Raw genomic sequence first — 25451 nt, forward strand, 5'->3', positions numbered from 1 at the left:
CGTTACACCACGATATTGACGAGGCGACCGGGTACGACAACCAGCTTTTTCGGCGCCTTGCCTTCGAGGTGTTTCTGCACCGTTTCGGACGCCAGCGCTGCCGCCTCGATAGCCGCCTTATCGGCACTGGCAGGAACAAGCAGGCTGCCGCGCAGCTTGCCGTTGACCTGCAGCATCAGCTCGATTTCATCCTGCACCAGCGCGCTGGCATCGACTTGCGGGAACGGCTGATTGCCGGCCGTTTGCCCCGGACGCAGTTCGGCAAACGCCGCTTCACTGACGTGCGGAACGATCGGGAACAACATCAGCACCACAGCCTCCAGCGCCTCCTGACGAACGGTACGGGCCACCTCCGAGGTTTCGCTCAGCTTGGCATAAGCGTTGAGCAACTCCATCACGGCGGCAATCGCCGTATTGAATTGCTTGCGCCGACCGAAGTCATCGGCCACCTTGCCGATCGTCTGATGCAACTGTCGACGGAAGGTTTTCAGCTCGGCCGACAGTTCGCCCCCGGCATACGCCGTAACGCAGCCGGCCGTGACGTGCTCATGCACCAGACGCCAGACGCGCTTGAGGAAGCGGTAGGCGCCCTCGACACCGGCATCGGACCATTCGAGCGACTGGTCGGGCGGCGAAGCGAACATGATGAACAGACGCGCCGTATCGGCACCGTACTGGTCGATCAAGGCCTGCGGATCGACGCCATTGTTCTTCGACTTCGACATCTTTTCGGTACCGCCGATCACCACCGGCAGACCGTCGCTCTTCAGCGTCGCGGCGACCGGGCGACCGCGTTCGTCGCACTGCAACTCGACGTCGGCCGGATTGATCCACTGCTTTTTACCCCCATCCAGGTCACGGTAGAAAGTCGGCGCCACGACCATGCCCTGCGTCAGCAGGTTGGCGAACGGCTCGTCCAATTTAACATCGCCAAACAAACCGACATCGCGCATCAGCTTGGTCCAGAAGCGCGAGTACAACAGGTGCAAGATGGCGTGTTCGATACCACCGATGTACTGATCGATACCGCCCTTGCACCAGTAGGCGACGCGCTCGTCGACCATCGCCTGGTCGTTGTCCGGGCAGCAATAGCGCAGGAAATACCACGACGATTCGACGAAGGTATCCATCGTGTCGGTTTCGCGCCGCGCCGGCTGACCGCATTTCGGGCAGCTGCATTCGTAGAATTCCGGCATCTTGGCGAGCGGGCTGCCGGCGCCGGTGACGGTGACGTTTTCGGGCAGCACGACCGGCAACTGGTCGTCGGGCACCGGCACGTCGCCGCAGGATTCACAGTGGATGATCGGGATCGGGCAGCCCCAGTAGCGCTGACGGGAAATCCCCCAGTCGCGCAGGCGGAACTGCGTGCGCTTGGCACCCAGTCCTTTAGCTTCGAGATCGGCGGCAATCGCATCAAAGGCCGCCTGAAAGTCGAGGCCGTCGTATTTGCCAGAGTTCGTGCACACGCCGTACTCGGCGTACGCCTCCTGCCAAGGGGCGACGACATCGGTGTAAGCACCGGTCTTGGAAGCGATCGACATGCGAATCGGCAACTCGTATTTGGTCGCGAACGCGAAATCGCGCTCGTCGTGCGCCGGCACAGCCATCACAGCGCCTTCGCCGTAACCCATCAGCACGTAGTTGGCGACCCATACCGGCAGTTTTTCGCCGTTGAGCGGATGCACGACATGGAGACCGGTCGGCATGCCTTTCTTTTCCATCGTCGCCATATCGGCTTCGGCGACGCCGCCGCGCTTGCACTCTTCGATGAATTCGCCCAGCGCCGCATTGTTGGCAGCCGCTTGCGTCGCCAGAGGGTGTTCGGCGGCAACAGCGACATAAGTCGCGCCCATTAGCGTATCCGGACGCGTCGTGAACACCTTGAGCTGGCCTTCGGCGCCGATGGAAGCGGCATCGTACGGGAAGCTGATTTCGCAGCCGTAGCTCTTGCCGATCCAGTTCTTCTGCATCAGGCGGACCTGCTCCGGCCAGCCACCGAGCTGATCGAGATCGGCCAGCAGTTCCTCGGCGTAGGCGGTGATCTTCATGTAGTACATCGGGATTTCGCGCTTTTCGATCAGCGCGCCCGAGCGCCAGCCGCGGCCGTCGATCACCTGTTCGTTGGCGAGCACAGTCTGGTCGACCGGATCCCAATTCACCGTACCGTAGCGCTTGTAGATCAGACCCTTCTCGTAAAGACGGGTGAACAGCCATTGCTCCCAACGGTAGTAATCCGGCTTGCAGGTGGCCAGTTCGCGCTCCCAGTCGATGGCAAAGCCAAGACGGTTGAGCTGCCCCTTCATGTACTCGATATTGGAATACGTCCATTGCGCCGGCGGCACGTTGTTCTGGATCGCCGCGTTCTCGGCCGGCATGCCAAAAGCGTCCCAGCCCATCGGCTGCATGACGTTGAAGCCCTGCATTTTGTGGAAGCGTGCCAGCACGTCGCCGATCGTGTAGTTGCGCACGTGCCCCATGTGCAGCTTGCCCGAGGGGTACGGGAACATCGACAGACAGTAGTATTTCGGCTTGCTCAGGTCTTCAATGGCACGCGCCGCACCGGTCTTTTTCCAGTGCGCCTGAGCGGCAAGTTCGATCTCTTCGGGCTGATATTTTTCCTGCATGACGGGCATCGATCAGAAATGGACTAAACCGCGAATTATACGCGGTTTGATGGTCAATCCCGTCGCGAGAACGGCAGGCGGCCAACTCGCCGCCACGACCGCTCAGCTGTATTCGATACAGACGTTCTCGCTGCTCAGCCATTCGCCGAGCGCGTTCAGCAACGCGTCCTCGAGTCGAACCCGGCAGTTGTCGCCCAGCACCAGTTCGCACACCGCCTGATTATTGCGGTAGGAGAGGCGGATCGGACAATTGCCCGGCGAGAATGGCGCCAGAATGTCGCGCAAACGATTGGCCGCCGCCACCGCATTGGGACCGCTGGCCTGGCCGTTCAGCGCCAAACGCAAGTGCTTGGCATATAGCCCGCGCGCTTCCGGCAATGTCATCAACCGTTCGGCGACGACACGCACCTTGCCCTCGCCGGCAAAATCGTCGCGCTGCACCTTGCCTTCGATGATCAATACCTCGTCGTCCCGGATTTTCGGGCGCTCGGCTTCATACGTTTCGTTGAACACCGAAACTTCCAGCGATGTCGTGCCGTCATCGAGTTGCACGAAAGCCATCTTGCCGCGCGAGGTGATCTTGGTGCGCACGCCGACCACCAGGCCAGCCAGCAGCTGCGGCTCTTTCTTCGGCTCCAGCGACGAGAGCGGCTTGCGCGCGAAGCGCGATACTTCCTGCTTCACTTCGAGGAACGGATGCCCGGAGAAGAAGAAACCGAGCGCCAGTTTTTCCTCGCGCAGTTTTTCCCGCTCCTTCCAGCGCGGCACCTCGACGTACTGCGGCTTGTGCTCCTCCGCCGCGGCGCCGTCGAAGACATCGAACAGGCTGACCTGCAGGGCGTTGCGCTCGGCCTGCTCAGCCGCTTCGATGGCGATGCTGACCGAGGCCATCAGCCGCGCCCGGTGGTCGTCGAGCGAGTCGAAGGCGCCGGCGCGGATCAGCGCCTCGATGGTGCGGCGGTTGACCATGCGCTTGTCGGCACGCTGGCAGAAGTCGAACAAATCCTTGAACGGCCCGCCCGCCTCACGCGCCTTGAGGATGACATTAACCGCCTGCTCGCCAGTCCCCTTCACCGCGCCGAGGCCGTAGCGGATCGTCTGGCGGTCGACCGGCACGAAGCGGTATTCGGAGGCGTTCACGTCCGGCCCGAGCACGGTGAGCTTGTTGGCGAGCGCATCGTCGTAAAAGATCTTCACCGTGTCGGTGTTGTCCATGTCCGACGACAGCGTCGCCGCCATGAACGCCGCGCAGTGGTGCGCCTTGAGCCAAGCCGTCTGATACGTCACCACCGCGTAGGCAGCCGTGTGCGACTTGTTGAAGCCGTACTCCGCAAACTTGGTCATCAGGTCGAACAGCTGTTCGGCCAGCGCCGGGTCGTAGCCCTTTTTCTTTGCCCCCTCCGCGATGGTTTCGCGGTGCAGCGCCATTTCCTCGGCCTTCTTCTTGCCCATCGCCCGGCGCAGCATGTCGGCGCCGCCGAGCGTGTATCCCCCGATGATCTGGGAGATCTGCATCACCTGTTCCTGGTAGACGATAACGCCGTAGGTCGGCTCCAGACAGCCTTTCAGGTCGGGGTGGAAATAGTCGATCGACTGCTGCCCTTTTTTCCGCAGGATGAAGTCGTCCACCATCCCGGAACCAAGCGGACCGGGACGGTAGAGCGCCAGCACAGCGATGATGTCCTCGAAGCGGTCGGGCGCCAGCTTCTTGAGCAGCTTTTTCATGCCTTCCGATTCAACCTGGAAGATCGCCGTGGTGTTGGCGTCCTTGAGAATCTGGTAGGCCTTGGGATCGTCGAAGGTCAGCGCATCGAGATCCGGGCGGTTGCCGGTGAGCTTTTCGACGTAGTCGACGGCGAGCTTGATAATCGTCAGGTTGCGCAGTCCGAGGAAGTCGAACTTGACGAGGCCGACCTTCTCGACGTCATCCTTGTCGTACTGCGAAACGACCGAACCACCGGCATCGGCCGAATAGAGCGGGCAGAAATCGGTCAGCTTGCCCGGCGCGATCAAGACGCCGCCGGCGTGCATGCCGATATTGCGCGTCAAGTCCTCGAGGCGCCCGGCCAGTTCGAACAGTTCCGTGACCTCTTCTTCATCTTCCAGCCGCTGCTTCAACTGCGGCTCGGCCTCGATCGCCTTGGCAAGCGAAAGCGGCTTGTTTTGCTCAACCGGAATCAGCTTGGAGAGCTGGTCGCAGAAGTTGTACGGCAGGTCGAGCACGCGGCCGACGTCGCGGATGACCGCTTTCGACGACATGGTGCCGAAGGTGGCGATCTGCGACACGGCGTCGTGGCCGTATTTGTCGCGCACGTATTCGATAACGCGCCAGCGGTTGTCCTGGCAGAAGTCGATGTCGAAGTCGGGCATCGACACCCGTTCCGGGTTGAGGAAGCGCTCGAACAGCAGAGCGTAGCGCAACGGATCGAGATCGGTAATGCCGAGCGAAAACGCCACCAGCGAACCGGCGCCGGAGCCCCGCCCGGGCCCGACCGGCACGCCGTTGTTCTTGGCCCAGTTGATGAAGTCGGCCACGATCAGGAAGTAGCCGGGGAAGCCCATCTGGACGATGGTTTTCGTTTCGATCGCCAGTCGTTCGTCGTAGGCCGGGCGTTGCTTCAGGCGCTCGGCCTCGTCGGGATAGAGCTGCGCCAGACGCCGCTCCAGCCCGTGCGCCGCCTCCTGACACAGAAAATCGTCGAGCGTCATGCCCTCCGGCGTCGGGAAGTTCGGCAGGTAGTTCTTTCCGAGCGTCAGCGAGACGTTGCAGCGTTTGGCGATTTCAACCGAGTTCTCCAGCGCTTCGGGCAGGTCGGCAAACAGCTCAACCATCTCGTCGGGTGACTTGAAATACTGCTCCTCGGTATATAGACGGGGGCGCCGTGAATCACCGAGCATGTAGCCTTCGGCGATGCAGACGCGCGCCTCGTGCGCCTTGAAATCGTCGCGTTCGAGGAACTGGATCGGGTGCGTGGCGACCAGCGGCAGATCCAGCTCCACCGCCAGACTGGCGGTCGCCGTGACCAGCGCTTCCTGCTGCGCCTGCCCGCGCGGATGGGGGCGCTGCACTTCAAGGTAGAACGTCTCGGGAAACAGCCCGGCCCAGTAGCGCGCGCGACTCGCCGCCAGCTCGACGTTGCCCTGCAGCAACGCTTCGCCGACATCGCCCTGCGCTGCGCCGGACAGCGCCAACAGGCCCGAAACGCCAACGTCGTTCAGCATCTGCCGGGTCACTTCCGCCCGCCCGCGCTGACGCGGCGCAAGATAGGCGCGCGTCAGCAGTTCGCACAGCTGCAAATAGCCGGTGTGCGAACGGCAGAGCAACAGCATCCGGCAAGGCCGGTCGGGGTCGACTTCGTTCGCCAGATGGATGTCGCAGCCGAGCACCGGCTTGACGCCCTTGCCGCGCGCCGCGAGATAGAACTTGACCAGACCAAAGAGGTTGCAAAGATCGGTCAGCGCCAGCGCGGGCATACCGTAGGAAACGGCCCGCGCCACGGCATCATCCAGACGGACGATGCCATCGGTGACGGAGTATTCGCTGTGCAGGCGGAGGTGTACGAAGCGGGGATCAGACATCGCGCTATTTTACCTCGTCGCGGCAACCGACAAGGAAAGCAATTCCAGGCGAAGGCAGAGCGCCGGAAACAGTTCCTTACACATCTTTACGACACAGCCACAACTGGTCGTCTGATTCTGGTTATGCTGATTTCAGACGTTCCTCGGGAGTACATAACCATGCGCACCATGAAAAACAGAACCGCCAGATTCGTTTCCATCCTGACCGTCTCGCTCGGTCTCTTTTCCGCGACCGCGGCTGTTGCCGACGATGCCGTCATCGGCGCCCTGATCGGCGCGGGCGCCGGCGCGGTTGTCGGCAGCTCGGTCGGCGGGCGCGACGGCGCCGTTGTCGGCGGCATGATCGGTGCCGCGGCGGGCGCGGCCATTGGCAACGACAACGGCGACCGGCCGCGGCGATCGCACCGTGTCGGTTATGCGCCACCGCCCCCTTATCACGCCCAGCCGGTGTATTACTACGATGCTCCGCCCCCCGTTCACGTCGTCAGAAGCGTGCGCGTTGTCGAACAACCGGTTTACTACGTGCCAAGCCATTCCTCACGGCACAATCACCACAGACACCATGACCGGCACGACCGCTATTACGAGCGCGATTACCGTTACCGGTAATCGGTGACAGGGTCGCAGTGCCGCAGGCGCAACGCGACTCAGGAATCGACCCAATCGATGATCGGCTGCCACTGCGCGAGATCCTTCGCAGCACGCGCCGCCGAAAGATCGAACAGCGTCATGCCGTTGGCGGCCAACTGGACATAAAGCTGGGTATTGCGCAGATACGCCAGCACCGGCAGGTCGTAAGCACTGAGGAAGCGCTCCAGTTCAGCCGCCGCCCGGGTGCGCGGATCGACGCGCATACCGACGACCGCGACAAAGGCGCGCTCCTTGCGCACGGCCTTTTCTTCCAGCAGTTCATCTAAGAAACGGCGCGTCGCCAGGATATCGAACAGCGACGGCTGCACCGGCACGATGACGCGGCTGACCTGCTTGAGCACGCGTTCGAGCGCTTTTCCGTGCAATCCGGCCGGCGTATCGAGGACGGCATGCGAGGCGCCTTTCGGCGGCCGCGCCGGCTGATCCTTTTCGATATCCCAACCGCGCACAGCCGGCAGCGTTTCGGGACGAATGGCCAGCCACTCGCGCGACGACTGCTGGCGATCGATATCGCCGAGCATCACCGCATGGCCGCGGCGGGCAAAATAGCCGGCCAGATTGGTGGCGAGCGTCGACTTGCCCGAACCGCCCTTGGGATTGGCGATCAGATAGGATTTCACGTAGCACCTCCTTGCCGGGCACCGACGGTGTCGTCTCCCGGCCGCTCATCAGCCGACACCGATTCCAGTTCATCGAGACGCCGGCGCACAAAATTGACGTGCTCGCGCAACGTATACACGAGATCGCTGAACGCCAGCGGAATATTCAGGCTGTTGGCGTAGTCCTCGATGCACGACAGCTGCTTCAGATAGTCGGCCTTGCGCGCCGGATCGTAGTTTTTCTTCAGATCGTTTTCGAGGAATTTCAGTTCTCCGTAGCAACGGAAGACCTTGGACCGCACGCGCCAGCTGTAGAGCGTCGGCGCAAAGCGGAGCAGCGGAAAAAGCAGTACGACGACCGGCACCACCAGCACGAACAGCCGTTCAACCAGGACAGCCACCCAGAACGGCAGGAAACGCTGCAGGAATGGCGACCCTGACTTGTAAAAGCGCTGCGCCTCGTCGGACAACTCGAAACTGCGGTCCTTGTAAGCCGGGAACTCGCCCTCCTTCTGGAAAAACCCGCTCTTGCCGTTAACCTCGGCCATGGCCTGCATGAGCAGGCTGACCAACGCCGGATGCAGGTTTTCCCGCGCCACCACATTGGCCGTAGCGGCCAGCAGCACCGTGTCACGCGGCGGCAGATCGCGCACGAAATCGACGACGCCGCGCGGCAAGGTCAGCTTGGAGAGGAACGGAAAGCGCCGCGTATAAGCCTCGGCCTGACTGAAGCTCATGACGCGCACCCCCGGCGAACGCAGCATCGCCTGAACCACCGGCGATTCCGGCGCGGCGACGATGAAGGCGGCATCGACCTCCTCGCGCCGCAACGCCTTCGCGGCCTCCATCCCCTCCACCGGCACGAGATTCCTGTCGCGGGCGGAAATCTCGTTGGCTTCGAGCAACGTTAACGCCAGACCGCGCATGCCGCTGCCTTCGCCACCAACCGCGATGCGTTTGCCCTTGAGCTGATAGAGCTTGTCGATACGCTCTTCGCTGCGATAGAAAACCCAGACCGGTTCGTAAGCCACGCTGCCCAACGAGCTCAATTTATTCTGCGTCGGCCCCGACAAAGACGCCTGCACACCGCCCTGCACGAAGGCGATATCCACCTCGCCATCGAGCAGCCGATCGATATTCTGCTGCGAGCCGCTCGATGCAATGATCTCCAGCTTGATGCCATTGGCCGCCAGAATCTCGGCATAGCGCTGGGCGTAGGCGTGATAGGCGCTCGACTCGCTACCGGTCGAGATCGTCATGCGCCGCGGCGGTGCCGGTTTGACGAACTGATAGGCGACATAAAAACCGATAGCGGAAATGAGGATGATCGGCCACGCCGTCGCCAACAGGTCGCGGAAGGAAATGGCCTTGGCTCGGAGCTTTTTCATGGCGGCGGCAGCAGAATCGTCGATCCGCTGGTCTTCCTCGCTTCCAGATCGCGGTGCGCGGACGCCGCATCGGCGAGCGCGTAGCGCTGATTGACTCCGATCCGTATCCGGCCGGAAACGACCATGTCAAACAGTTCGCTCCCCAAGGCCAGCAACTCGTCGCGCTTGGCCGTGTAGTGCATGAGGACGGGCCGCGTGATGAAGAGCGAGCCTTTCTGGGAGAGCAGCAGCGGGTCGAACGCCGGCACCGGCCCGGATGCGTTCCCGAAGGAGACCATCATGCCGCGCACGCGCAGGCTGTCGAGCGAGCCGATGAAAGTATCCTTGCCTACGCCGTCATAAACGACGGCCACACCTTCCCCGCCGGTGATTTCCCGCACCCGGGCGGCAACGTCTTCGCGCGTGTAGAAAATGACGTGATCGCAGCCGTGACTCTTAGCCAAGGCCGCCTTGGCCTCGGTCGACACGGTCCCGATCACCGTCGCCCCGAGCGCCTTGGCCCACTGGCAGGCAATCAGCCCGACGCCGCCCGCCGCGGCATGGATCAGCACAACGTCGCCCGGCTGCACACGATAGGTGCGCCGCACGAGGTAAGCCGTGGTCAGCCCTTGCAGCATCATCGCCGCGGCCGTCTCGAAGCCGATCGCATCCGGCAACCGGAGCAGCCGATCCGCCGGCAGGCAGCGCACCTGGCTGTAGGCGCCCACCGGTCCGCCGGCATAGGCGACGCGATCGCCCGGTTTGATGTCCGTCACGCCCTCGCCGACCGCCTCGACCACGCCGGCGCCTTCCAGTCCCAAGCCCGTCGGCAGCGGCAATGGATACAGCCCCGTCCGGTGGTACGTATCGATGAAATTAAGGCCGACCGCCGCGTGGCGCACACGCGCTTCGCCCGGCGCCGGCTCGCCCACCGCCACTTCTTCCCAGCGCAGCACCTCTGGCCCGCCCGTCTGATGCAATCGAATGGCAAAAGTCACACTTTCCTCCTCTGCCGGGCACTCCGATCAATGCGGAATGCACACAGGCTATAAGCGATTGTTCGCAACGAAAATCCGGTGATAACGTCTCGGCCATGACCGTTTCCCCGCATCACCGATAAGCGTGCTGTAGAATACCCGAGTGGATAACAAATACGATACGCGAAATGTCTTTCTTGTCGGCCTGATGGGAGCTGGCAAGACGACGCTCGGCCGCTCGCTGGCAAAGCGGCTGAATCTGGATTTCATCGACACGGACAAGGAAATCGAGGCGCGTACCGGCGTCAGCATTCCGACGATTTTCGAAATCGAAGGTGAAGACGGTTTCCGCAACCGCGAATCGCAGGCCATCGAGGAATTTTCGCTCAGGGGGCGGCAGGTCATCGCCACCGGCGGCGGCAGCGTGCTACGCCAGGAAAACCGCGACAACATGCGCGCGCACGGTTTTGTCATCTACCTGAACGTGCCACCACACACGCTCTGGGAACGCACCCGCAACGACCGCAACCGGCCCTTGCTGCAGGTGGCCGATCCGCTACGGCGACTCACCGAATTATTCACCCATCGCGACCCGCTCTACCGCGAAGTGGCGGATCTCGTCATTGATGGTGGCCGGATGAGTGCGCAAAGTGTCCTTCAACAGCTTATCCGGGAAATCAGTGCACGGTGGAGCCTCTGAGCGGCGAACTGGCTCCGTATGCCGTCACGCCGGCCAACTCGCGTGGCCGACGCTTCGTCGACGAACCACCCTCGCATCGCAGTGAATTCCAGCGCGACCGCGACCGTATCGTCCATTCCACGGCTTTCCGACGTCTTGAATACAAGACCCAGGTCTTCGTCAATCATGAAGGCGACCTGTTCCGCACCCGCCTGACGCATAGCCTGGAAGTCGCACAGATGGCGCGGGGCATCGCACGCACCCTGCGGCTCAACGAGGATCTCGTCGAAGCCGTTTCGCTGGCCCACGACCTCGGCCACACGCCGTTCGGCCATGCCGGTCAGGACGCCCTGAACGACTGCATGCGCGAGCACGGCGGCTTCGAACACAACCTGCAAAGCCTGCGTATTGTCGATCTGCTTGAAGAGCGCTATGCCGCGTTCGACGGATTGAATCTGTGCTTCGAGACCCGGGAAGGCATCATCAAGCATTGCAGCTGCGACAATGCGCTCAAGCTCGGCGAGCTTGGTCAGCGTTTTCTCGATGGCACGCAACCTTCGCTCGAAGCCCAGCTCTGCAACTTCGCCGACGAAATCGCCTACAACAACCACGACATCGATGACGGGCTGCGCTCGGGACTCATTTCGCTCGAACAGCTCGACGAGGTCAGCCTGTTCGCGACCCACGCCCGACAGGTGAGAAACCGCCATCCCGACCTGGAAAAACGCCGGCTCATCCACGAGACAATCCGGCGCATGATCAATGCACTCGTCACCGACTTGATCGAGACGACCGCGGCCAACATCCGCGAACGCCAGGTCAGGGGCCTCGATGATGTCCGGAACGCGCCGCCGCTTGTCGGATTTTCAGCGCCGATGCTGGACGCCCAGCGCGAAATGAAACGTTTCCTGCATGCCAATCTCTACAAGCACTATCAGGTGCTGCGCATGACAAACAAGGCCCAGCGCATCATTGGCGACATGTTCAGCGCCTTCGTGAGCGAACCGCGCATGTTGCCGCCGCAATTCAGGACCGGCGACGACCAGCTGCGCCGCATCGCCGACTACATCGCCGGCATGACCGACCGCTACGCGATCAAGGAACACCGCCGCCTGTTCGCGGTCGGCGAAATCTGACGTTTTCCACGCCAGCAGTTGCGGCCGGGGCGCCTGAAAGAAAGCGCCCATAGCCGATTATCGGCTTTTAAGCGCGGCCAGAACCTCATCCAGCATCTTTTTCGCGTCGCCGAACAACATGCGGTTATTATCCTTGTAAAACAGCGGGTTATCGACGCCGGCATAGCCCGAAGCCATGCTGCGCTTCATGACGATCGACGTCTTCGCCTTCCACACTTCGAGTACCGGCATGCCGGCGATCGGGCTGCCCGGGTCGTCCTGGGCACCGGGGTTAACGATGTCGTTGGCGCCGATCACCATGGCGACGTCGGTCGCCGAAAAGTCGCCATTCAATTCCTCCATTTCGAACACGATGTCGTAAGGAACCTTGGCCTCCGCCAGCAGCACGTTCATGTGCCCCGGCATGCGCCCGGCGACCGGATGGATGCCGAAGCGGACATTCACCCCTTTCTCGCGCAGCAGCTGGGTGATTTCATGGACGGTATGCTGCGCCTGCGCGACCGCCATACCGTAGCCGGGCACGATGATGACGTTCTTCGCTTCGCGCAACAGATCGGCCGTCTCGGCGGGCTGGATCGGGCTGACTTCGCCGGCCGGCTGGACGGCGCCCGCCGCGACCGGCGAGCCGCCCTCGCTACCGAAGCCGCCGGCGATCACGCTCAGGAAGTGGCGGTTCATCGCGGTGCACATGATGTAGGAGAGGATCGCCCCGCTCGAACCGACCAGCGCGCCGGTCACGATCAAGAGGTCGTTCGACAGCATGAAGCCGGTCGCCGCGGCGGCCCAACCGGAATAACTGTTAAGCATCGACACGACAACCGGCATGTCGGCGCCGCCGATGGCCATGACCATGTGGATGCCGAAAAGCAGCGCGATAACCGTCATCACGACCATCGGCGTCATCGCTTCGGCGGCATTCGACACGTGCATGAACGCGTAACCGCAATAGATGACGACGAGCAGCGCGCCGAGATTGATCCAGTGGCGCGCCGGCAACAGCATCGGTTTGCCGCCGATCCGGCCGGAAAGCTTGCCGAAGGCGATTACCGAACCGGAAAAGGTGACGGCGCCGATCAGCACGCCGACGTACATTTCCATCTCATGGATGGCCTTCTCGGCCGGCGACAGACCGACGGAAACGGCCGGGTCGATGAAGTTGGCGTAGCCAACCAGCACGGCGGCGAGACCGACCATGCTGTGCATCAGCGCCACCAACTCCGGCATTTGCGTCATTTGCACGACACGCGCGGCGTAGAGGCCGATCGACGCACCGACCAGCATGGCGCCGATGATCCACGGCAGACCGGCACCCGTCACCTGCGTGCCGAACACGGTCGCCAGCACGGCAATCGCCATGCCGATCATGCCGTAAAGATTGCCGCGACGCGCCGTTTCCTGCGTCGACAGGCCGCCCAGACACAGAATGAAGAGAATCGCGGCGCCCAAGTAAGCGACAGCGGAGAGACTGCTCGTCATGTTTTTTTCTCCCCTTTATTTGCGGAACATCGCCAGCATGCGCTGGGTCACGGCGAAGCCGCCGAACATGTTGATCGTCGCGAGCACGATGCCTCCAAGCGCAAGCCAGCGAATCCACTCATCGGGGCGCTCGACGCCGGTAGAAAGAGGCGGCGCAATCTGCACCAGGGCACCGATGGCAATGATGCTGCTGACGGCGTTGGTCACGCTCATCAGCGGCGTATGCAGCGCCGGCTTGACGTTCCAGACGACCATGTAGCCGACGAAGCAGGCCAGAACGAAGACGGTGAAATGGCCAAGGAAGGCGGCCGGCGCATAGCGGCCGACGATCCAGAACAGGAGCGCGCCGATGCCGAAGATGATCGCCGTCGCCGTGCCGGCCATCGGGCCAGCGCGCTCGCCGTGACCTTGCGCCTTGGGCAGCGCGGCTGCGGGCCTGGAGGCGGTGGCCGGAACAACGGAAACGGCGGACAGTTTCGGCGCAGGCGGCGGCCAGGTGATGTTGCCCTCCTTGAGCACGGTCGTGCCACGCAACACCTCGTCTTCCATGTCGATGTTGACGCGATCGCCTTCGATGCTCTTCGTCTTGATCATGTCTTCCATCAGGCGGAAGAGATTCGTCGCATAGAGCGTCGATGCCTGCTTCGGGAGACGGCTCGGCAGATCCGCATAGCCGATGATCCTGACGCCATGCTTTTCAACCACCCGGCCCGGCTCGGTCAGTTCGCAGTTGCCGCCCTGCTCGGCGGCCATATCGACGATGACGCTGCCCTGCTTCATCGACTTGACCATCTCTTCGGTAATCAGCTTCGGTGCGGGCTTGCCCGGGATCAGGGCGGTCGTGATGATGATGTCGACGTCCCTGGCCTGTTTGGCGAACACTTCGCGCTGCGCCTTCTGGAAGCTTTCCGACATCACTTTGGCGTAACCACCGACACCGGAACCTTCTTCTTCGTAATCGACCGGGACAAATTCGCCGCCCATCGACTTGACCTGATCAGCCACCTCCGGACGCGTGTCGTTGGCGCGCACGATGGCGCCGAGTCCGGCCGCCGTACCGATGGCGGCCAGTCCGGCAACGCCAGCACCGATGACGAACACCTTGGCCGGCGGCACCTTGCCGGCGGCGGTAATCGAACCGGTGAAGAAGCGCCCGAACTCATGCGCCGCCTCGATGACGGCACGGTAGCCGGCGATATTGGACATCGACGAAAGCGCGTCGAGCTTCTGTGCGCGCGAGATGCGCGGCACGCAGTCCATGGCCAGGACACTGACGTTCTTCGCCGCCAGTTGCTGCAACAGATCGGGATTCTGCGCCGGCCAGATGAAACTCACCAGCGTGCAGCCCGGACGGATCAGGGGCAGCTCTTCCGCCGCCGGGGCGCGCACCTTGAAAATGATGTCGGCCGACGACCAGACCTGATCGGCATCGGCAAGGACTTCCGCGCCGCCCCCCCGATACGCCTCATCGCTGATGGCGGAAGCGTCCCCGGCGCCCGACTGGACTGCGACCCGGAAGCCTTGTCCGATCAGCTTTTCGACCACCTCGGGAACCGTTGCCACCCGCCGCTCGCCCGGAAAAACCTCTCTGGGCACTCCGATCAACAATGACATTTGCACCTCCCTGACCCAAATCGTTCGATTAACGGATCGTCCTGTGCGAGGTGGCGCCTCCTGTCATTCAACCAGCGGAAAACCTGAAGGCGCTAAGGCACAGACGTTTCTCGCCGCTGGAACAGTTCGCCGGCCGCGAAAGGTCGACGAACGAAAGTCCAGCACAATGTCACTGTAGCACGCAGAGGCCAAACCGATGCGGAGACAAGCAAGCGGGCGCACAAAGCCTGAGCGCCCGACATCAGCCGATCAGCGCACGCGCCGGACCCGCGCGCCCAGCCGCGCCAGCTTCTCTTCGATCCGCTCGTAGCCACGATCAAGGTGATAAATCCGCTCGATCAGCGTTTCCCCCTGCGCGGCAAGGCCGGCAATGACCAGACTGGCGGACGCCCGCAGATCGGTGGCCATCACCGTTGCCCCGTTGAGCTGCTCGACGCCTGTCACCAGCGCCGTATTGCCGTCGATCTTGATGTCGGCGCCGAGGCGGATCAGTTCCACCGCGTGCATGAAGCGGTTTTCGAAGATCGTCTCCCGCACCACGGCCGCGCCCTCGGCAACGCAGTTGATCGCCATGAACTGCGCCTGCATGTCGGTCGGAAACGCCGGATAGGGCGCCGTGCGCAGGCTGACTGCCTTGAGACGCGGTGGCGCCTTGAGGGTAATCGCGTCGCGCTCGACGGTGACATCGCAGCCGGCATCCAGGAGTTTGTCGACCACCGAATCAAGATAAGCGGCGGAGGTGCGGACGAGGCGGATGTTTCCACCGGTCGCCGCCGCTGCACAGAGGTAAGTACCGGTTTCGATACGGTCCGGCATAACAGCGTGCGCGCCGCCATGCAGGCGCTCGACGCCGCGAATGCGGATCGTGTCAGTCCCGGCGCCGGAAATTTGCGCCCCCATGGCGACTAGGCAATTGGCGAGATCGACAACTTCCGGTTCGCGCGCCGCGTTCTCGATCACCGTCTCGCCATCGGCCAGCACAGCCGCCATCATCAGGTTTTCGGTGCCGGTCACGGTCACCATATCGGTCACGATACGGGCACCCTTCAGACGTGTCGCCTTCGCGTGCACGTAGCCGTTCTCGACCGAGATTTCGGCGCCCATCGCCTGCAAGCCCTTGATATGCTGGTCGACCGGCCGCGCGCCGATCGCACAGCCGCCGGGCAGGGAAACCTTCGCCTCGCCACAACGCGCCAGGAGCGGACCGAGCACGAGAATCGAGGCCCGCATGGTCTTGACCATGTCGTAAGGGGCCACGGGATTGTTCAGCCCTCCGCTATCGAGCACGATCCCGTCGGCACCGTCCATCGTCACGGCGACGCCCATCTGCCCCAGCAAGCGCAGCATCGTCGCGATGTCATTCAGATGCGGAACATTGCTCAAGGCCAGCGGCTCGCCGGCCAACAGACTGGCACACAGAATCGGCAGCGCCGCATTCTTGGCGCCGGACACGGCAACCTCTCCCGAAAGAGGCACGCCACCTTCGATCAGTAACTTATCCACGCAGTACGCTCCATTCGCCAGGGGTTATCGTTTTCATCGACAGCGAATGCAGCGCGCCGCTATCGAAATGGGTCCGCAGCAGATTGTTGACCATTTGCTGGCGCTGGACGCGGTTTTTTCCGGCAAACTCGGCACTTACCACCAACGCCTGGAAATACTCCCCTTCCCCTTCGACGTGCAGCACCTCGCACCTGAGCCCATCGGCGATGATCTGTTTGATCTGCTCTGAGTCCATCATTATCAGTACCTCAATTTGTAGCCGCTACGCAGCATATAAAGCGTTGCTGTCGCAACAGTAAGAAAACAAGCGCTAGCGACGATCAGACTTGTCAGGGGTGCCACATCGGACACCCCGAAGAAACCGAATCGAAACCCGTCAATCATATAAAACAAAGGGTTGAAGTGTGACAGTTTCTGCCAGAAGCCGGGTAACGAGTGGATTGAGTAAAAGACGCCGGAAAGCATGGTGAGCGGCACGATCAGAAAATTCTGGAATCCGGCCAGTTGATCGAATTTGTCGGCCCAGATTCCGGCAATCATGCCGAGCGACCCCATGATGGCGCCGCCAATCACGGCGAAAACAACGATCCAGAGAGGCGCTGCCGCCGAGAGCGGGGCGAACCATCCGGTGACCGCCAGCACGCCGACACCGACCATCAATCCACGCAGCATCGCCGCCAGCATGTACGCCAGATAAAACTCAACATACGAAAACGGTGGCAACAAGACAAAGACAACGCTACCCATCACTTTCGCCTGGATCAGGCTCGATGAACTGTTCGAAAAAGCATTCTGCAACACGGACATCATCACCAGACCGGGGATCAGGAACGCCGTGTAATGAATACCATTGACCGTGGCATGACCTTCCAGCACATGGGAAAAGATGAGGAGATACAGCAGGGAAGTCAGCACCGGGGCGGCAACCGTCTGAAAGCCCACTTTCCAGAAGCGAAGCAATTCTTTGTAAAGCAAGGTGCGAAAGCCGATCACGAAGCCAGCCCTCCCGACGGCGTCGCAACGTTGCCTTGCATCAAGCTGACGAACACATCCTCAAGGTCGGCCTGAACAAGGCGCAAATCCAGGACCCGGCAGCCCGCCAGACGCAATTGCGCCAGGATCGGCTCGATTTCATCCAGGCCACCCAGCCGGACAACCCATTCACCATCGGTGTAAACAGCCCTTGCGCACAAGTCGCCCGGTAATGGCGTGCCGTTGTCCAACCTGAGGATCAGCGCATGACCGGCATAGCGAGACAACAGGTTACGCGTCGTATCCAGGGCGACGACTTTCCCCTGCTTCAACATCGCGATCCTGTCGCACAAGGTTTCGGCCTCCTCAAGATAATGCGTGGTCAGGATGATGGTGTGCCCTTCCTGATTGAGCCGCCGGATAAAACTCCACAGCCCCTGGCGAAGCTCGACATCAACGCCAGCCGTAGGCTCGTCGAGCACGATTACAGGAGGTTTATGCACCAACGCCTGCGCCACGAGGACGCGTCGCTTCATCCCCCCTGAAAGCCTCCGCATATTGGTATTCGCCTTGGCTGTCAGATCAAGGTTCTCGAGTATTTCATCGATCCACGCGCCGTTGTCGCGAATACCGAAATAGCCAGACTGGATTTGCAGCGTCTCCCGGACCGTAAAGAACGGGTCGAACACGAGTTCTTGCGGAACCACGCCGAGCAACCGTCTGGACGCACGATAGTCCGCGGCAACATCGTGCCCCATGACACTCAACGAGCCGGAAGTCGCCCGTACCAAGCCGGCAAGGCACGAAATCAGCGTCGTTTTGCCAGCCCCATTCGGCCCGAGGAGACCAAAGAATTCACCCTCGGTGATGTTCAGCGACACCCCGTCGAGCGCACGCAAGCCGCCGAAACACTTTACTACCTGCTGAACCGAAACAGCGACACCCATGACAACCAACCCAGAAAACCAGAAGCGGCAATACGCTCAAACAAGCGGCAGCGTATCCGAAACGCCGTAAAGCGCAGCAAGACTGAGCATGCTGGCCGGCGGATGGGCGACACGGACGTCCACCCCGAGCTGCCGTGCCGTTCTGAGCCAAGCGAAAACGACGGACAAAGAAGATGAATCCGCTTCGGAAACAGGCGAGAGGTCGACGACACATAGCGCCGAAGCGGGCAGTCCGGCCAAGAAAACACGGCCCGCAGTCAGCAGGCCGTGCGCGTTGGCAGTCAACATCGGCCCCGTTATCCGGACGCCATTCTCGGTTGGCTCAATCATTTTTTTGCTGATTCAAGTTGCTTGTTTTTCGAAGCCAGCATCTGAATGAGGCCATCCACTCCATTTGTCCGCACCTCCTGGTTAAAGGTATCGCGGTAATTGGTCACCAGACTGACGCCGGCCACGATCACGTCGTAGACTTTCCATCCGTCCGACCGCTTCTCGAGCGAATAATCGAGCTGTATGGGCTTGCTTCCCGACTGAACCACTTCGGTTTTTACAACGACGTCGTCGGCACCGTCCTGCATTTTGAACGGTTTGTAACGCACGGTCTGATTCTTGTACCCCGTCAACGCGTTCGAGTAGGTGCGAACGAGCAGCGTCTTGAACTCGTCCACAAGCTGCTTTTTCTGTTCGGCCGACGCCTTCTTCCAATCGCGCCCCATGGCCAGGGCGGTCATGCGTTGAAAATTGAAATTCGGCAGCACCTTCGCCTCGACGAGTTCCAGTACCTTCTTGGTGTTACCGCTCTGGATATCCTTATCCTGCCGGACGATGCTCAGCACATCCTCTGTCACCCTCTTGACCATCACATCCGGCGCTTCTGCCTGGGCCAAGGCGGAAGAGCAAAAAAGAACAAGCCCGGCAAAAATCGCGAACAACGACTTCACAACGGTCGAAACAGTCTTCAAACAAGCGAAAAGCATACGATCAACACCTTTATTCATCATCTTCAAGTCGAGGCGGATTACCATCATGGATGACACTGCGACGATTCTGCAAATACGCATTGCGAATATAGTCGTACTTGTCGAAGGCGGCCTCCTCGATCACCTTGTCTGCCGGTAGCAGACTTGCGCGCACATCGATGAAACGAACCCCCGCCAAGGTATTGCGGACATCGACCTGGTCGATATTCCAAACCGGGTCGACATACGAATCAATCGCCCAGCCAAATGTGTCACGCATTGTGCGAGGTCCGATTACCGGCCAAAAGAAATACGGGCCATCGCCCACCCCCCACACAGCCAGCGTCTGACCGAAATCTTCGGCATGTTTCTCAAGACCAAAGTCAGTAGCCACATCAAAAAGTCCAGCGACACCGAACGTTGAGTTGACGAGCACCCGGGCGACATCCGAGCAGGCATCAACAGGCTTGCCTTGCAGGAGGTTGTTGATCGATATCCAGGCGTCGCCGATATTGCCAAAGAAATTGCCGACTCCCGCCTTTACCGGGCTTGGCATAACTTCGTCATAACCCTTGGCAACCGGCTTTATCACAACATCGAGCCCCTCGTTGACTGCGAACATTGCACGGTTGAAGCTCTCCAAAGGGTCCTTTGGATGTCCCGCCGTTGTAGCGCACCCGGACAAGCCCCCGAAAAGCAGGATGCCTGCCGTTGCCGCCAGCACTTTTCTGACCTTGGGCGATCTCAAGAAACGTCTATTCATCACTTGGCATCCTGACCTTCGGAAGCCTTATTGAACATAAATTGACTGATTAGTTTCTCAAGCACGACAGCCGACTGGGTTTTTGCGAACGAATCGCCATTTTTGAGCCTCCTTTCATCCCCGCCCGCATCAAGCCCGATGTACTGCTCTCCAAGCAAACCGGCGGTCAGGATCGACGCAAACGTATCCTTGGGAAAAGAATAACGGCCATCGATTGTCAGCGTCACAAGCGCCTCGTAAGTCTCCGAATCAAAACGAATATCGGACACACGGCCAACGACAACGCCGGCGCTTTTGACCGGCCCGCGTACTTTGAGCCCCCCGATGTTGTCGAAGCGCGCCGTCAGCTGATAGGTCTGACCAAATCCGGAGGTAGAAAAACTCCCCACGCGCAAGGCGAGAAAAAGAAGCGCCGCGACTCCCAGCGCCACGAAAAACCCCACCCACAGATCAAGCAACTTACGACTCATCAAACCCCTCGGAACAAGAAGGAAGTCAACACAAAATCCAGCGCCAGAATAGTGAGCGCCGAATACACCACGGTTCGTTTTATTGAGGCTGACACCCCCTCCGCCGTCGGAACGGCATCGTAGCCTTCAAAAACGGAAATCAGCGAAACCGCCACCCCAAAAACGAAACTTTTGACGATACCGCTCCAGATGTCATGGCGGAAATCAACCGATCCCTGCATCTGCGACCAGAAGGCACCTTCATCGACGCCAATCAGGACAACACCGATCAGATAACCACCAAATACACCGACGGCGGAAAAAAGCGCCGCCAGAAGAGGCATGGAAATCACGCCGCCCCAGAATCTCGGACCGACGACGCGGGCGATCGGATTAACCGCCATCATATCCATGGCGGTCAGTTGTTCCGTTGCCTTCATCAGACCAATCTCGGCCGTAATGGATGAGCCGGCGCGCGAGGCAAACAGCAACGCGGCCACCACAGGTCCAAGCTCACGCGTCAGAGACAGCGCCACCAGCACGCCGAGCGCTTCCGACGAGCCGTAGCGCTGCAATGTTTCATAGCCTTGCAAACCGAGCACCATGCCGATGAACAGACCGGAGACAAGAATGATCAGCAACGACTGGAAACCGGAGAAATAGATTTCCCGAATCGTCAGATTGAATCGGCGGAAAGACTGTCCCGAATAGACGAGCAACATTACCAAAAAGCGCGCGGCAAACCCGAGCGTCTGCAACGCGTCATTGACACGATGCCCGCCTCCCCGAAGCAGATCGAGAAGCGCAGCAAATCCTTTACCGACCACCTACGCCCTCCCCCATTAATTCTTGCGCAAAAGGAAGCGCCGGATAATGAAAATGCACCGGCCCATCCGCTTCACCAAAGACGAATTGATGAACGAACGGATCGGCAGAGGCGCGTATTTCGTCCGGCGTCCCCTGGGCGACAATCTGGCCGTCCGAGACAAAATAAACATAATCGACAATCATCAGCGCTTCCTGCACATCATGCGTCACCAGCAGACTCGTGGCGCCGAGCGCATCATTCAGCTTGCGCACCAATTGCCCGATCACCCCCATCGAGATGGGGTCAAGACCGGCGAATGGTTCGTCGTACATGATGAGCATCGGATCAAGCGCAATCGCCCGCGCCAGCGCCACACGCCGCGCCATGCCGCCCGACAGTTCAGCCGGCATCAGATGGTGCGCCCCGCGCAAACCGACGGCATTGAGCTTCATCATCACCAGATCGCGAATCAGCTCTTCCGGCAGGTCGGTGTGTTCGCGCATCAAATACGCCACATTGTCGAACACCGAGATATCGGTAAATAAAGCGCCAAACTGGAACAGCATCCCCATCCGGCGGCGCATGGCGTACAGCTCGGCATGACTCATATCCGGAACCGACTGGCCGTCGACAAGCAGCTCACCACTCGTCGGCTTGAGCTGCCCGCCAATCAGACGCAACAGCGTCGTCTTGCCGCACCCCGAGTTACCCATGATCGCCACCAGTTTGCCGCGCGGGATCTCCATGTTGATTCCCTTGAGAATCGACCGCTCATCGTAAGCAAAACTGACATCGGTAATTTTGACCAAGCTATCGGCCGGCACGGCAATATCCACGAAGAAATAAAACGACCGTTAATTATAGCCAAATTCGCCATTTCTCGTTCGCAAAAAATAATTACAAAACAATATTTTTATGGAATACTTTACGGAAATTAACCGCAAAGCATAGCCATTTGGAATGACAATCCCAAAAACCAAGACCCTCAGCCTCGCCCTGTGCCTGCTGCTTATTGCAGGCTGTGTGTCTTCGACGCTAAAGGGCGGGCCATCCACAGGCCATTTGCGCGCAGAAAGCATTTCATCCGCCGTTCAGGCGCCACCTCCTCCTCAACAACAGAACATCCCCGCCCCCCGCCCGGAAACCACGGAAAAGCCCGAAACATACAGGGTCGTGGTGAACAACGTGAAAGTACACGACCTCCTTTTCGCGCTGGCTCGCGACGCCAAGGCGAACGTCGACATTCATCCCGGCATCAGTGGATACATCACGCTGAACGCAATTGACCAGACGCTACCGCAACTACTTGCCAGGATAGCCAAACAGGTCGATATGCGTTTCGAACTGGACGGCAAAAACATCGTCGTGATGCCGGACACCCCCTATCTCAAGCACTACCAGGTCGATTACGTGAATATGGCGCGCAATGTAACCGGCACCGTTTCCACCAACACCCAGATATCGACGAGCGCACTGACACCTGGCAACGGCGCCACATCCCCCAATACGTCACGTATCCAGATCGAAAACTCATCGAAAAACCGTCTTTGGGAATCTCTGGAGGCCAACATCAAGGGGATTGTCCAAGAGACCGGTCGACAACCCACCGAACCGGAAACCTCCAAGACTTCCGCCGCAGTGATCGCCAACCCGGAGAGTGGCGTAATTTCCGTTCGCGCAAACTCGAAACAACACGAGAAGGTGCAGGAATTCGTCAACCGGGTGCTGAAGAATGCCCAACGGCAGGTGCTCATCGAAGCCACGGTCGTCGAAGTAACGCTCGCCGATGGTTACCAGCAAGGCATCGACTGGGAGCGCATCGGAGGAAGCTCTGAATTCAACCTCGCACGGCCGACCAGTTCAACCAATCTGACCAACACCGTCACGCCCTACATCATTTCCTATGCCAAGACGGGCTCGACCAACTTGGCCAGCACCATTGAACTACTGCGATCTTTCGGTGACATCCGTGTCCTCTCGAGCCCCAAGCTCTCGGTACTCAACAACCAGACGGCAACGCTGAAAGTAACCGAAGACTACGTCTATTTCAACGTCAAGTCGGACACAACGACAACCGCAAATGTCGGCACCACCGTCGGCGTCACGACGACGCCGCAATCGGTATCGGTCGGCTTCTTCATGAGCATTACCGCCCAGATCAGTGACAACGACAACGTCACCCTCAACGTCCGCCCGTCGATATCGAGCATTGCCGAACTCAAAAAAGACCCCAACCCCATCATCCCCGCCAGCATTCCCAATTACATCCCGCAAATCCGCACACGAGAAATCGAATCGCTCATGCGCATCAACAGCGGCGACATTGCCGTGCTCGGAGGATTGATGGAAGACCGTCAAGACAACAAGACCCACCGCATCCCGGTACTCGGTGACGTACCGGTCGTGGGGGAGCTTTTCAACACGCGGTCGAATTCGTCGTCAAAATCGGAACTCGTCATCCTGCTGCGCCCGACGGTAATCAAGAATTCCTCAATCGGCGGCGACTACAGCCGCCTGCGGGAGTCGCTGCCGGACAAAGCATTCTTCAGCCCGGCCGGGGAGTTCAGACCGTTCACGCTCCCCGGTCAGGAAAGCGTGCCGCAATCATAAAGATTCCCTCACGATCTCCCGCAGCCATGCAGACCGATGCTCACACCGCACAACCGAAACAACTTGGCCAGGTGCTGATTGCCAAAGGCATCCTGAGCGAAGACCAGTTACGCATCGCCTTGCTTGAGCATTCGAAAAGCGGTCTCCCCGTCGGAAAACTGCTGGTCGCACTCGGTTTCGTGACAGAGACCACCTTGCGTGACGCCCTCTCCGAAAGCCTCGGCAAACAAAGCATCGATCTGACCGCCGCCATCATCGACCCGGCCGCGCTGTCACTCGTTCCCCACGACCTGGCCAAACGCCATCGACTGCTTCCGCTCGATTACGACAGCGAACACAAGCGCCTGACACTGGCCGTCGCCGACATCAACGACATTGTCGCCATCGACAGGGTGCAAAGCCTGCTGCCGCCATTTACCGAAGTCGACACCATTCTCGCCGCCGAAACAGAGATCGACGGCGCCATCGACCACGCCTACGGCTACGAACTCTCAATCGATGGCATCCTGCACGAGATCGAAACCGGCGAAATCGACTTGCGCAGCCTCCAAATGGCGGCCAACGAATACAGCCAGCCGGTCGTCCGGCTGATCGACGCGCTCCTCACCGACGCCGTCAAGCGCGACGCCTCCGACATCCATTTCGAGCCGGAAAACGGCTTTTTACGCATCCGCTACCGCATCGACGGCATGCTGCGCCAGGTACGTTCGCTCCATCAAACGTATTGGCCGGCGATGGCCGTGCGCATCAAAGTCATGTGCGGCATGGACATCGCCGAGATGCGCGCACCGCAGGACGGACGCATCTCGCTCAACATGCGTGGGCGGCCCATTGATTTTCGCGCCTCATCGCAGCCGACGATTCACGGCGAAAACATCGTCCTGCGCATCCTCGACCGTCAGAAAGGTCTGATGCCACTCGACAAACTCGGTCTCGCCGAACAGCAACTCGACCTCCTCAAGCGGATGATTGCCCGGCCGGAGGGGATCATTCTCGTCACCGGACCGACCGGCAGCGGCAAGACGACCACGCTCTATTCGGTGCTCAACGACATCAACTCCGAGAGCATCAACATCATGACGCTTGAGGATCCGGTCGAATACCCGATGGCGCGGGTCCGGCAAACCTCGCTGGCCGAGGCCGTCAAGCTCGACTTCGCCAACGGCATCCGTTCGATGATGCGCCAGGATCCGGACGTCATCCTCGTCGGCGAGATCCGCGACCCGGAAACGGCAGAAATGGCATTGCGCGCCGCGATGACCGGACATCAGGTCTATGCGACGCTGCACACCAGCACGGCCATTGGCGCCATTCCGCGCCTGCTCGACATCGGCGTTCTGCCCGACATCATGGCCGGCAATATCATCGGCATCGTCGCCCAGCGACTCGTGCGCCGTCTTTGCCCGCACTGCAAGATCCCCGGCACAGCCGATCCACGCGAAGTTCGACTGCTTGGCGCCGGCACGCCGTCTCCAACGTTTTTCCGGGCGGGCGGCTGCACAAAATGTGATTTTCAAGGCTACCGCGGCCGGCTCGCGATCATGGAAATCCTGCGCATAAATAGCGACATCGACGAGGTCATTGCCCGTCGCGGCTCCACCCGCGAAATTCGGGCGCTCGCCGAGCAGCAGGGGTTTGTTTCGCTGGCCGAGGACGGCATTCGACGCGTGCTCGACGGTTCGACCTCGCTCGAAGAACTCGTTCGCGTCGTTGACCTCACCGATCGCATGTAGCCGCC

General features: G+C 60.4%; 22 protein-coding genes. 5 read left to right on the forward strand and 17 right to left on the reverse strand.

The window, feature by feature from the left end:
- Positions 1-2 precede the first annotated feature (2 nt).
- Positions 3-2624 (reverse strand): leucine--tRNA ligase, encoded by a 2622-nt coding sequence (leuS, locus tag GH659_RS11050; protein ID WP_153111464.1) that lies wholly within the window; start codon positions 2622-2624, stop codon positions 3-5.
- A gap of 102 nt (positions 2625-2726) precedes the next feature.
- The gene (gene dnaE / locus GH659_RS11055; RefSeq protein WP_153111465.1) at positions 2727-6203 is read right to left on the reverse strand and encodes a DNA polymerase III subunit alpha; all 3477 of its coding nucleotides are present in this window, start codon (positions 6201-6203) and stop codon (positions 2727-2729) included.
- Positions 6204-6371: 168 nt separating this feature from the next.
- Here dnaE and GH659_RS11060 point away from each other — a divergent pair, with 168 nt between their 5' ends.
- Positions 6372-6812, forward strand: coding sequence for a YMGG-like glycine zipper-containing protein (locus GH659_RS11060; protein ID WP_153111513.1), 441 nt, complete (start codon positions 6372-6374; stop codon positions 6810-6812).
- 38 nt (positions 6813-6850) lie between these two features.
- Here GH659_RS11060 and GH659_RS11065 read toward each other — a convergent pair whose 3' ends face one another.
- Genes GH659_RS11065 through GH659_RS11075 form a run of 3 tightly spaced genes read right to left on the reverse strand, consistent with a single transcriptional unit; the run spans position 6851 to position 9818 of the window.
- On the reverse strand, positions 6851-7474 hold the full coding sequence (locus tag GH659_RS11065) for a ParA family protein (protein ID WP_153111466.1): 624 nt from the start codon (positions 7472-7474) through the stop codon (positions 6851-6853).
- The gene (locus GH659_RS11070) at positions 7471-8841 is read right to left on the reverse strand and encodes a TAXI family TRAP transporter solute-binding subunit (protein ID WP_153111467.1); all 1371 of its coding nucleotides are present in this window, start codon (positions 8839-8841) and stop codon (positions 7471-7473) included. The genes GH659_RS11065 and GH659_RS11070 overlap by 4 nt, the downstream gene beginning before the upstream one ends.
- Positions 8838-9818 carry a quinone oxidoreductase family protein gene (locus GH659_RS11075; protein ID WP_153111468.1) on the reverse strand — a complete coding sequence of 327 codons (981 nt, stop codon included), beginning with the start codon at positions 9816-9818 and terminating at the stop codon, positions 8838-8840. Before GH659_RS11075 ends, GH659_RS11070 begins: the two co-directional genes overlap by 4 nt.
- Before the next feature lie 142 nt (positions 9819-9960).
- Between GH659_RS11075 and GH659_RS11080 the strand changes: the two genes are divergently transcribed.
- Together GH659_RS11080 and GH659_RS11085 are read left to right on the forward strand one after the other, a co-directional pair.
- Positions 9961-10497, forward strand: coding sequence for a shikimate kinase (locus GH659_RS11080; RefSeq protein ID WP_153111469.1), 537 nt, complete (start codon positions 9961-9963; stop codon positions 10495-10497).
- The gene (locus GH659_RS11085) at positions 10485-11612 is read left to right on the forward strand and encodes a deoxyguanosinetriphosphate triphosphohydrolase (protein WP_211364210.1); all 1128 of its coding nucleotides are present in this window, start codon (positions 10485-10487) and stop codon (positions 11610-11612) included. Before GH659_RS11080 ends, GH659_RS11085 begins: the two co-directional genes overlap by 13 nt.
- Before the next feature lie 57 nt (positions 11613-11669).
- On the opposite strand, the gene pntB is transcribed toward GH659_RS11085, so the two are convergent.
- The 12 genes from pntB to GH659_RS11145 all read right to left on the reverse strand — a co-directional run bounded on the left by pntB (position 11670) and on the right by GH659_RS11145 (position 21927).
- Positions 11670-13088: a Re/Si-specific NAD(P)(+) transhydrogenase subunit beta gene (gene pntB / locus GH659_RS11090; protein WP_153111470.1), complete on the reverse strand. Its 1419-nt coding sequence runs from the start codon at positions 13086-13088 to the stop codon at positions 11670-11672.
- A gap of 15 nt (positions 13089-13103) precedes the next feature.
- A complete protein-coding gene (locus GH659_RS11095) occupies positions 13104-14702 on the reverse strand; it encodes a Re/Si-specific NAD(P)(+) transhydrogenase subunit alpha (RefSeq protein WP_153111471.1) in 1599 nt (532 codons plus the stop codon).
- A 249-nt stretch (positions 14703-14951) separates the two neighbouring features.
- Entirely contained in the window at positions 14952-16205 is a 1254-nt protein-coding gene (gene murA / locus GH659_RS11100; protein ID WP_153111472.1) for a UDP-N-acetylglucosamine 1-carboxyvinyltransferase, read from the reverse strand.
- Positions 16198-16443 carry a BolA family protein gene (locus GH659_RS11105; protein ID WP_153111473.1) on the reverse strand — a complete coding sequence of 82 codons (246 nt, stop codon included), beginning with the start codon at positions 16441-16443 and terminating at the stop codon, positions 16198-16200. Before GH659_RS11105 ends, murA begins: the two co-directional genes overlap by 8 nt.
- A 2-nt stretch (positions 16444-16445) precedes the next feature.
- Complete coding sequence (locus tag GH659_RS11110) at positions 16446-17198, reverse strand: ABC transporter permease (RefSeq protein WP_153111474.1); 753 nt, start codon at positions 17196-17198, stop codon at positions 16446-16448.
- On the reverse strand, positions 17195-18124 hold the full coding sequence (locus GH659_RS11115) for an ABC transporter ATP-binding protein (RefSeq protein ID WP_153111475.1): 930 nt from the start codon (positions 18122-18124) through the stop codon (positions 17195-17197). Before GH659_RS11115 ends, GH659_RS11110 begins: the two co-directional genes overlap by 4 nt.
- Positions 18125-18160: 36 nt before the next feature.
- Entirely contained in the window at positions 18161-18454 is a 294-nt protein-coding gene (locus tag GH659_RS11120; protein WP_153111476.1) for an STAS domain-containing protein, read from the reverse strand.
- A complete protein-coding gene (locus GH659_RS11125) occupies positions 18451-19101 on the reverse strand; it encodes an MlaC/ttg2D family ABC transporter substrate-binding protein (RefSeq protein WP_153111477.1) in 651 nt (216 codons plus the stop codon). Before GH659_RS11125 ends, GH659_RS11120 begins: the two co-directional genes overlap by 4 nt.
- A 13-nt stretch (positions 19102-19114) precedes the next feature.
- Positions 19115-19846, reverse strand: a complete 732-nt coding sequence (locus GH659_RS11130) for an MlaA family lipoprotein (RefSeq protein WP_153111478.1) — start codon at positions 19844-19846, stop codon at positions 19115-19117.
- Complete coding sequence (gene mlaD, locus GH659_RS11135) at positions 19846-20316, reverse strand: outer membrane lipid asymmetry maintenance protein MlaD (RefSeq protein ID WP_153111479.1); 471 nt, start codon at positions 20314-20316, stop codon at positions 19846-19848. Before mlaD ends, GH659_RS11130 begins: the two co-directional genes overlap by 1 nt.
- A complete protein-coding gene (gene mlaE / locus GH659_RS11140) occupies positions 20316-21089 on the reverse strand; it encodes a lipid asymmetry maintenance ABC transporter permease subunit MlaE (protein ID WP_211364214.1) in 774 nt (257 codons plus the stop codon). The genes mlaD and mlaE overlap by 1 nt, the downstream gene beginning before the upstream one ends.
- Positions 21090-21111: 22 nt before the next feature.
- Entirely contained in the window at positions 21112-21927 is an 816-nt protein-coding gene (locus GH659_RS11145; RefSeq protein ID WP_425499992.1) for an ABC transporter ATP-binding protein, read from the reverse strand.
- Positions 21928-22288: 361 nt separating this feature from the next.
- Here GH659_RS11145 and mshL point away from each other — a divergent pair, with 361 nt between their 5' ends.
- Both mshL and GH659_RS11155 read left to right on the forward strand, forming a co-directional pair.
- Entirely contained in the window at positions 22289-23713 is a 1425-nt protein-coding gene (gene mshL / locus GH659_RS11150) for a pilus (MSHA type) biogenesis protein MshL (RefSeq protein ID WP_246167817.1), read from the forward strand.
- A gap of 26 nt (positions 23714-23739) precedes the next feature.
- The gene (locus GH659_RS11155; protein ID WP_153111482.1) at positions 23740-25446 is read left to right on the forward strand and encodes a GspE/PulE family protein; all 1707 of its coding nucleotides are present in this window, start codon (positions 23740-23742) and stop codon (positions 25444-25446) included.
- The last annotated feature ends 5 nt before the right edge of the window (positions 25447-25451 follow it).

The organism is Propionivibrio limicola (assembly GCF_009469695.1).
GTDB classification, from domain to species: Bacteria; Pseudomonadota; Gammaproteobacteria; order Burkholderiales; family Rhodocyclaceae; genus Propionivibrio; species Propionivibrio limicola.

What these genes read in the sequence shown, in the direction of transcription:
- leuS (WP_153111464.1), bottom strand. Translation starts at nt 2,624, where the DNA reads ATGCAGGAAAAATATCAGCCCGAAGAGATCGAACTTGCCGCTCAGGCG.
- mlaD (WP_153111479.1), bottom strand. Translation starts at nt 20,316, where the DNA reads ATGAGTCGTAAGTTGCTTGATCTGTGGGTGGGGTTTTTCGTGGCGCTG.
- GH659_RS11155 (WP_153111482.1), top strand. Translation starts at nt 23,740, where the DNA reads ATGCAGACCGATGCTCACACCGCACAACCGAAACAACTTGGCCAGGTG.
- dnaE (WP_153111465.1), bottom strand. Translation starts at nt 6,203, where the DNA reads ATGTCTGATCCCCGCTTCGTACACCTCCGCCTGCACAGCGAATACTCC.
- GH659_RS11060 (WP_153111513.1), top strand. Translation starts at nt 6,372, where the DNA reads ATGAAAAACAGAACCGCCAGATTCGTTTCCATCCTGACCGTCTCGCTC.
- GH659_RS11130 (WP_153111478.1), bottom strand. Translation starts at nt 19,846, where the DNA reads ATGAATAGACGTTTCTTGAGATCGCCCAAGGTCAGAAAAGTGCTGGCG.
- GH659_RS11095 (WP_153111471.1), bottom strand. Translation starts at nt 14,702, where the DNA reads ATGTCATTGTTGATCGGAGTGCCCAGAGAGGTTTTTCCGGGCGAGCGG.
- GH659_RS11120 (WP_153111476.1), bottom strand. Translation starts at nt 18,454, where the DNA reads ATGATTGAGCCAACCGAGAATGGCGTCCGGATAACGGGGCCGATGTTG.
- GH659_RS11115 (WP_153111475.1), bottom strand. Translation starts at nt 18,124, where the DNA reads ATGGGTGTCGCTGTTTCGGTTCAGCAGGTAGTAAAGTGTTTCGGCGGC.
- pntB (WP_153111470.1), bottom strand. Translation starts at nt 13,088, where the DNA reads ATGACGAGCAGTCTCTCCGCTGTCGCTTACTTGGGCGCCGCGATTCTC.
- GH659_RS11070 (WP_153111467.1), bottom strand. Translation starts at nt 8,841, where the DNA reads ATGAAAAAGCTCCGAGCCAAGGCCATTTCCTTCCGCGACCTGTTGGCG.
- GH659_RS11105 (WP_153111473.1), bottom strand. Translation starts at nt 16,443, where the DNA reads ATGATGGACTCAGAGCAGATCAAACAGATCATCGCCGATGGGCTCAGG.
- GH659_RS11125 (WP_153111477.1), bottom strand. Translation starts at nt 19,101, where the DNA reads ATGCTTTTCGCTTGTTTGAAGACTGTTTCGACCGTTGTGAAGTCGTTG.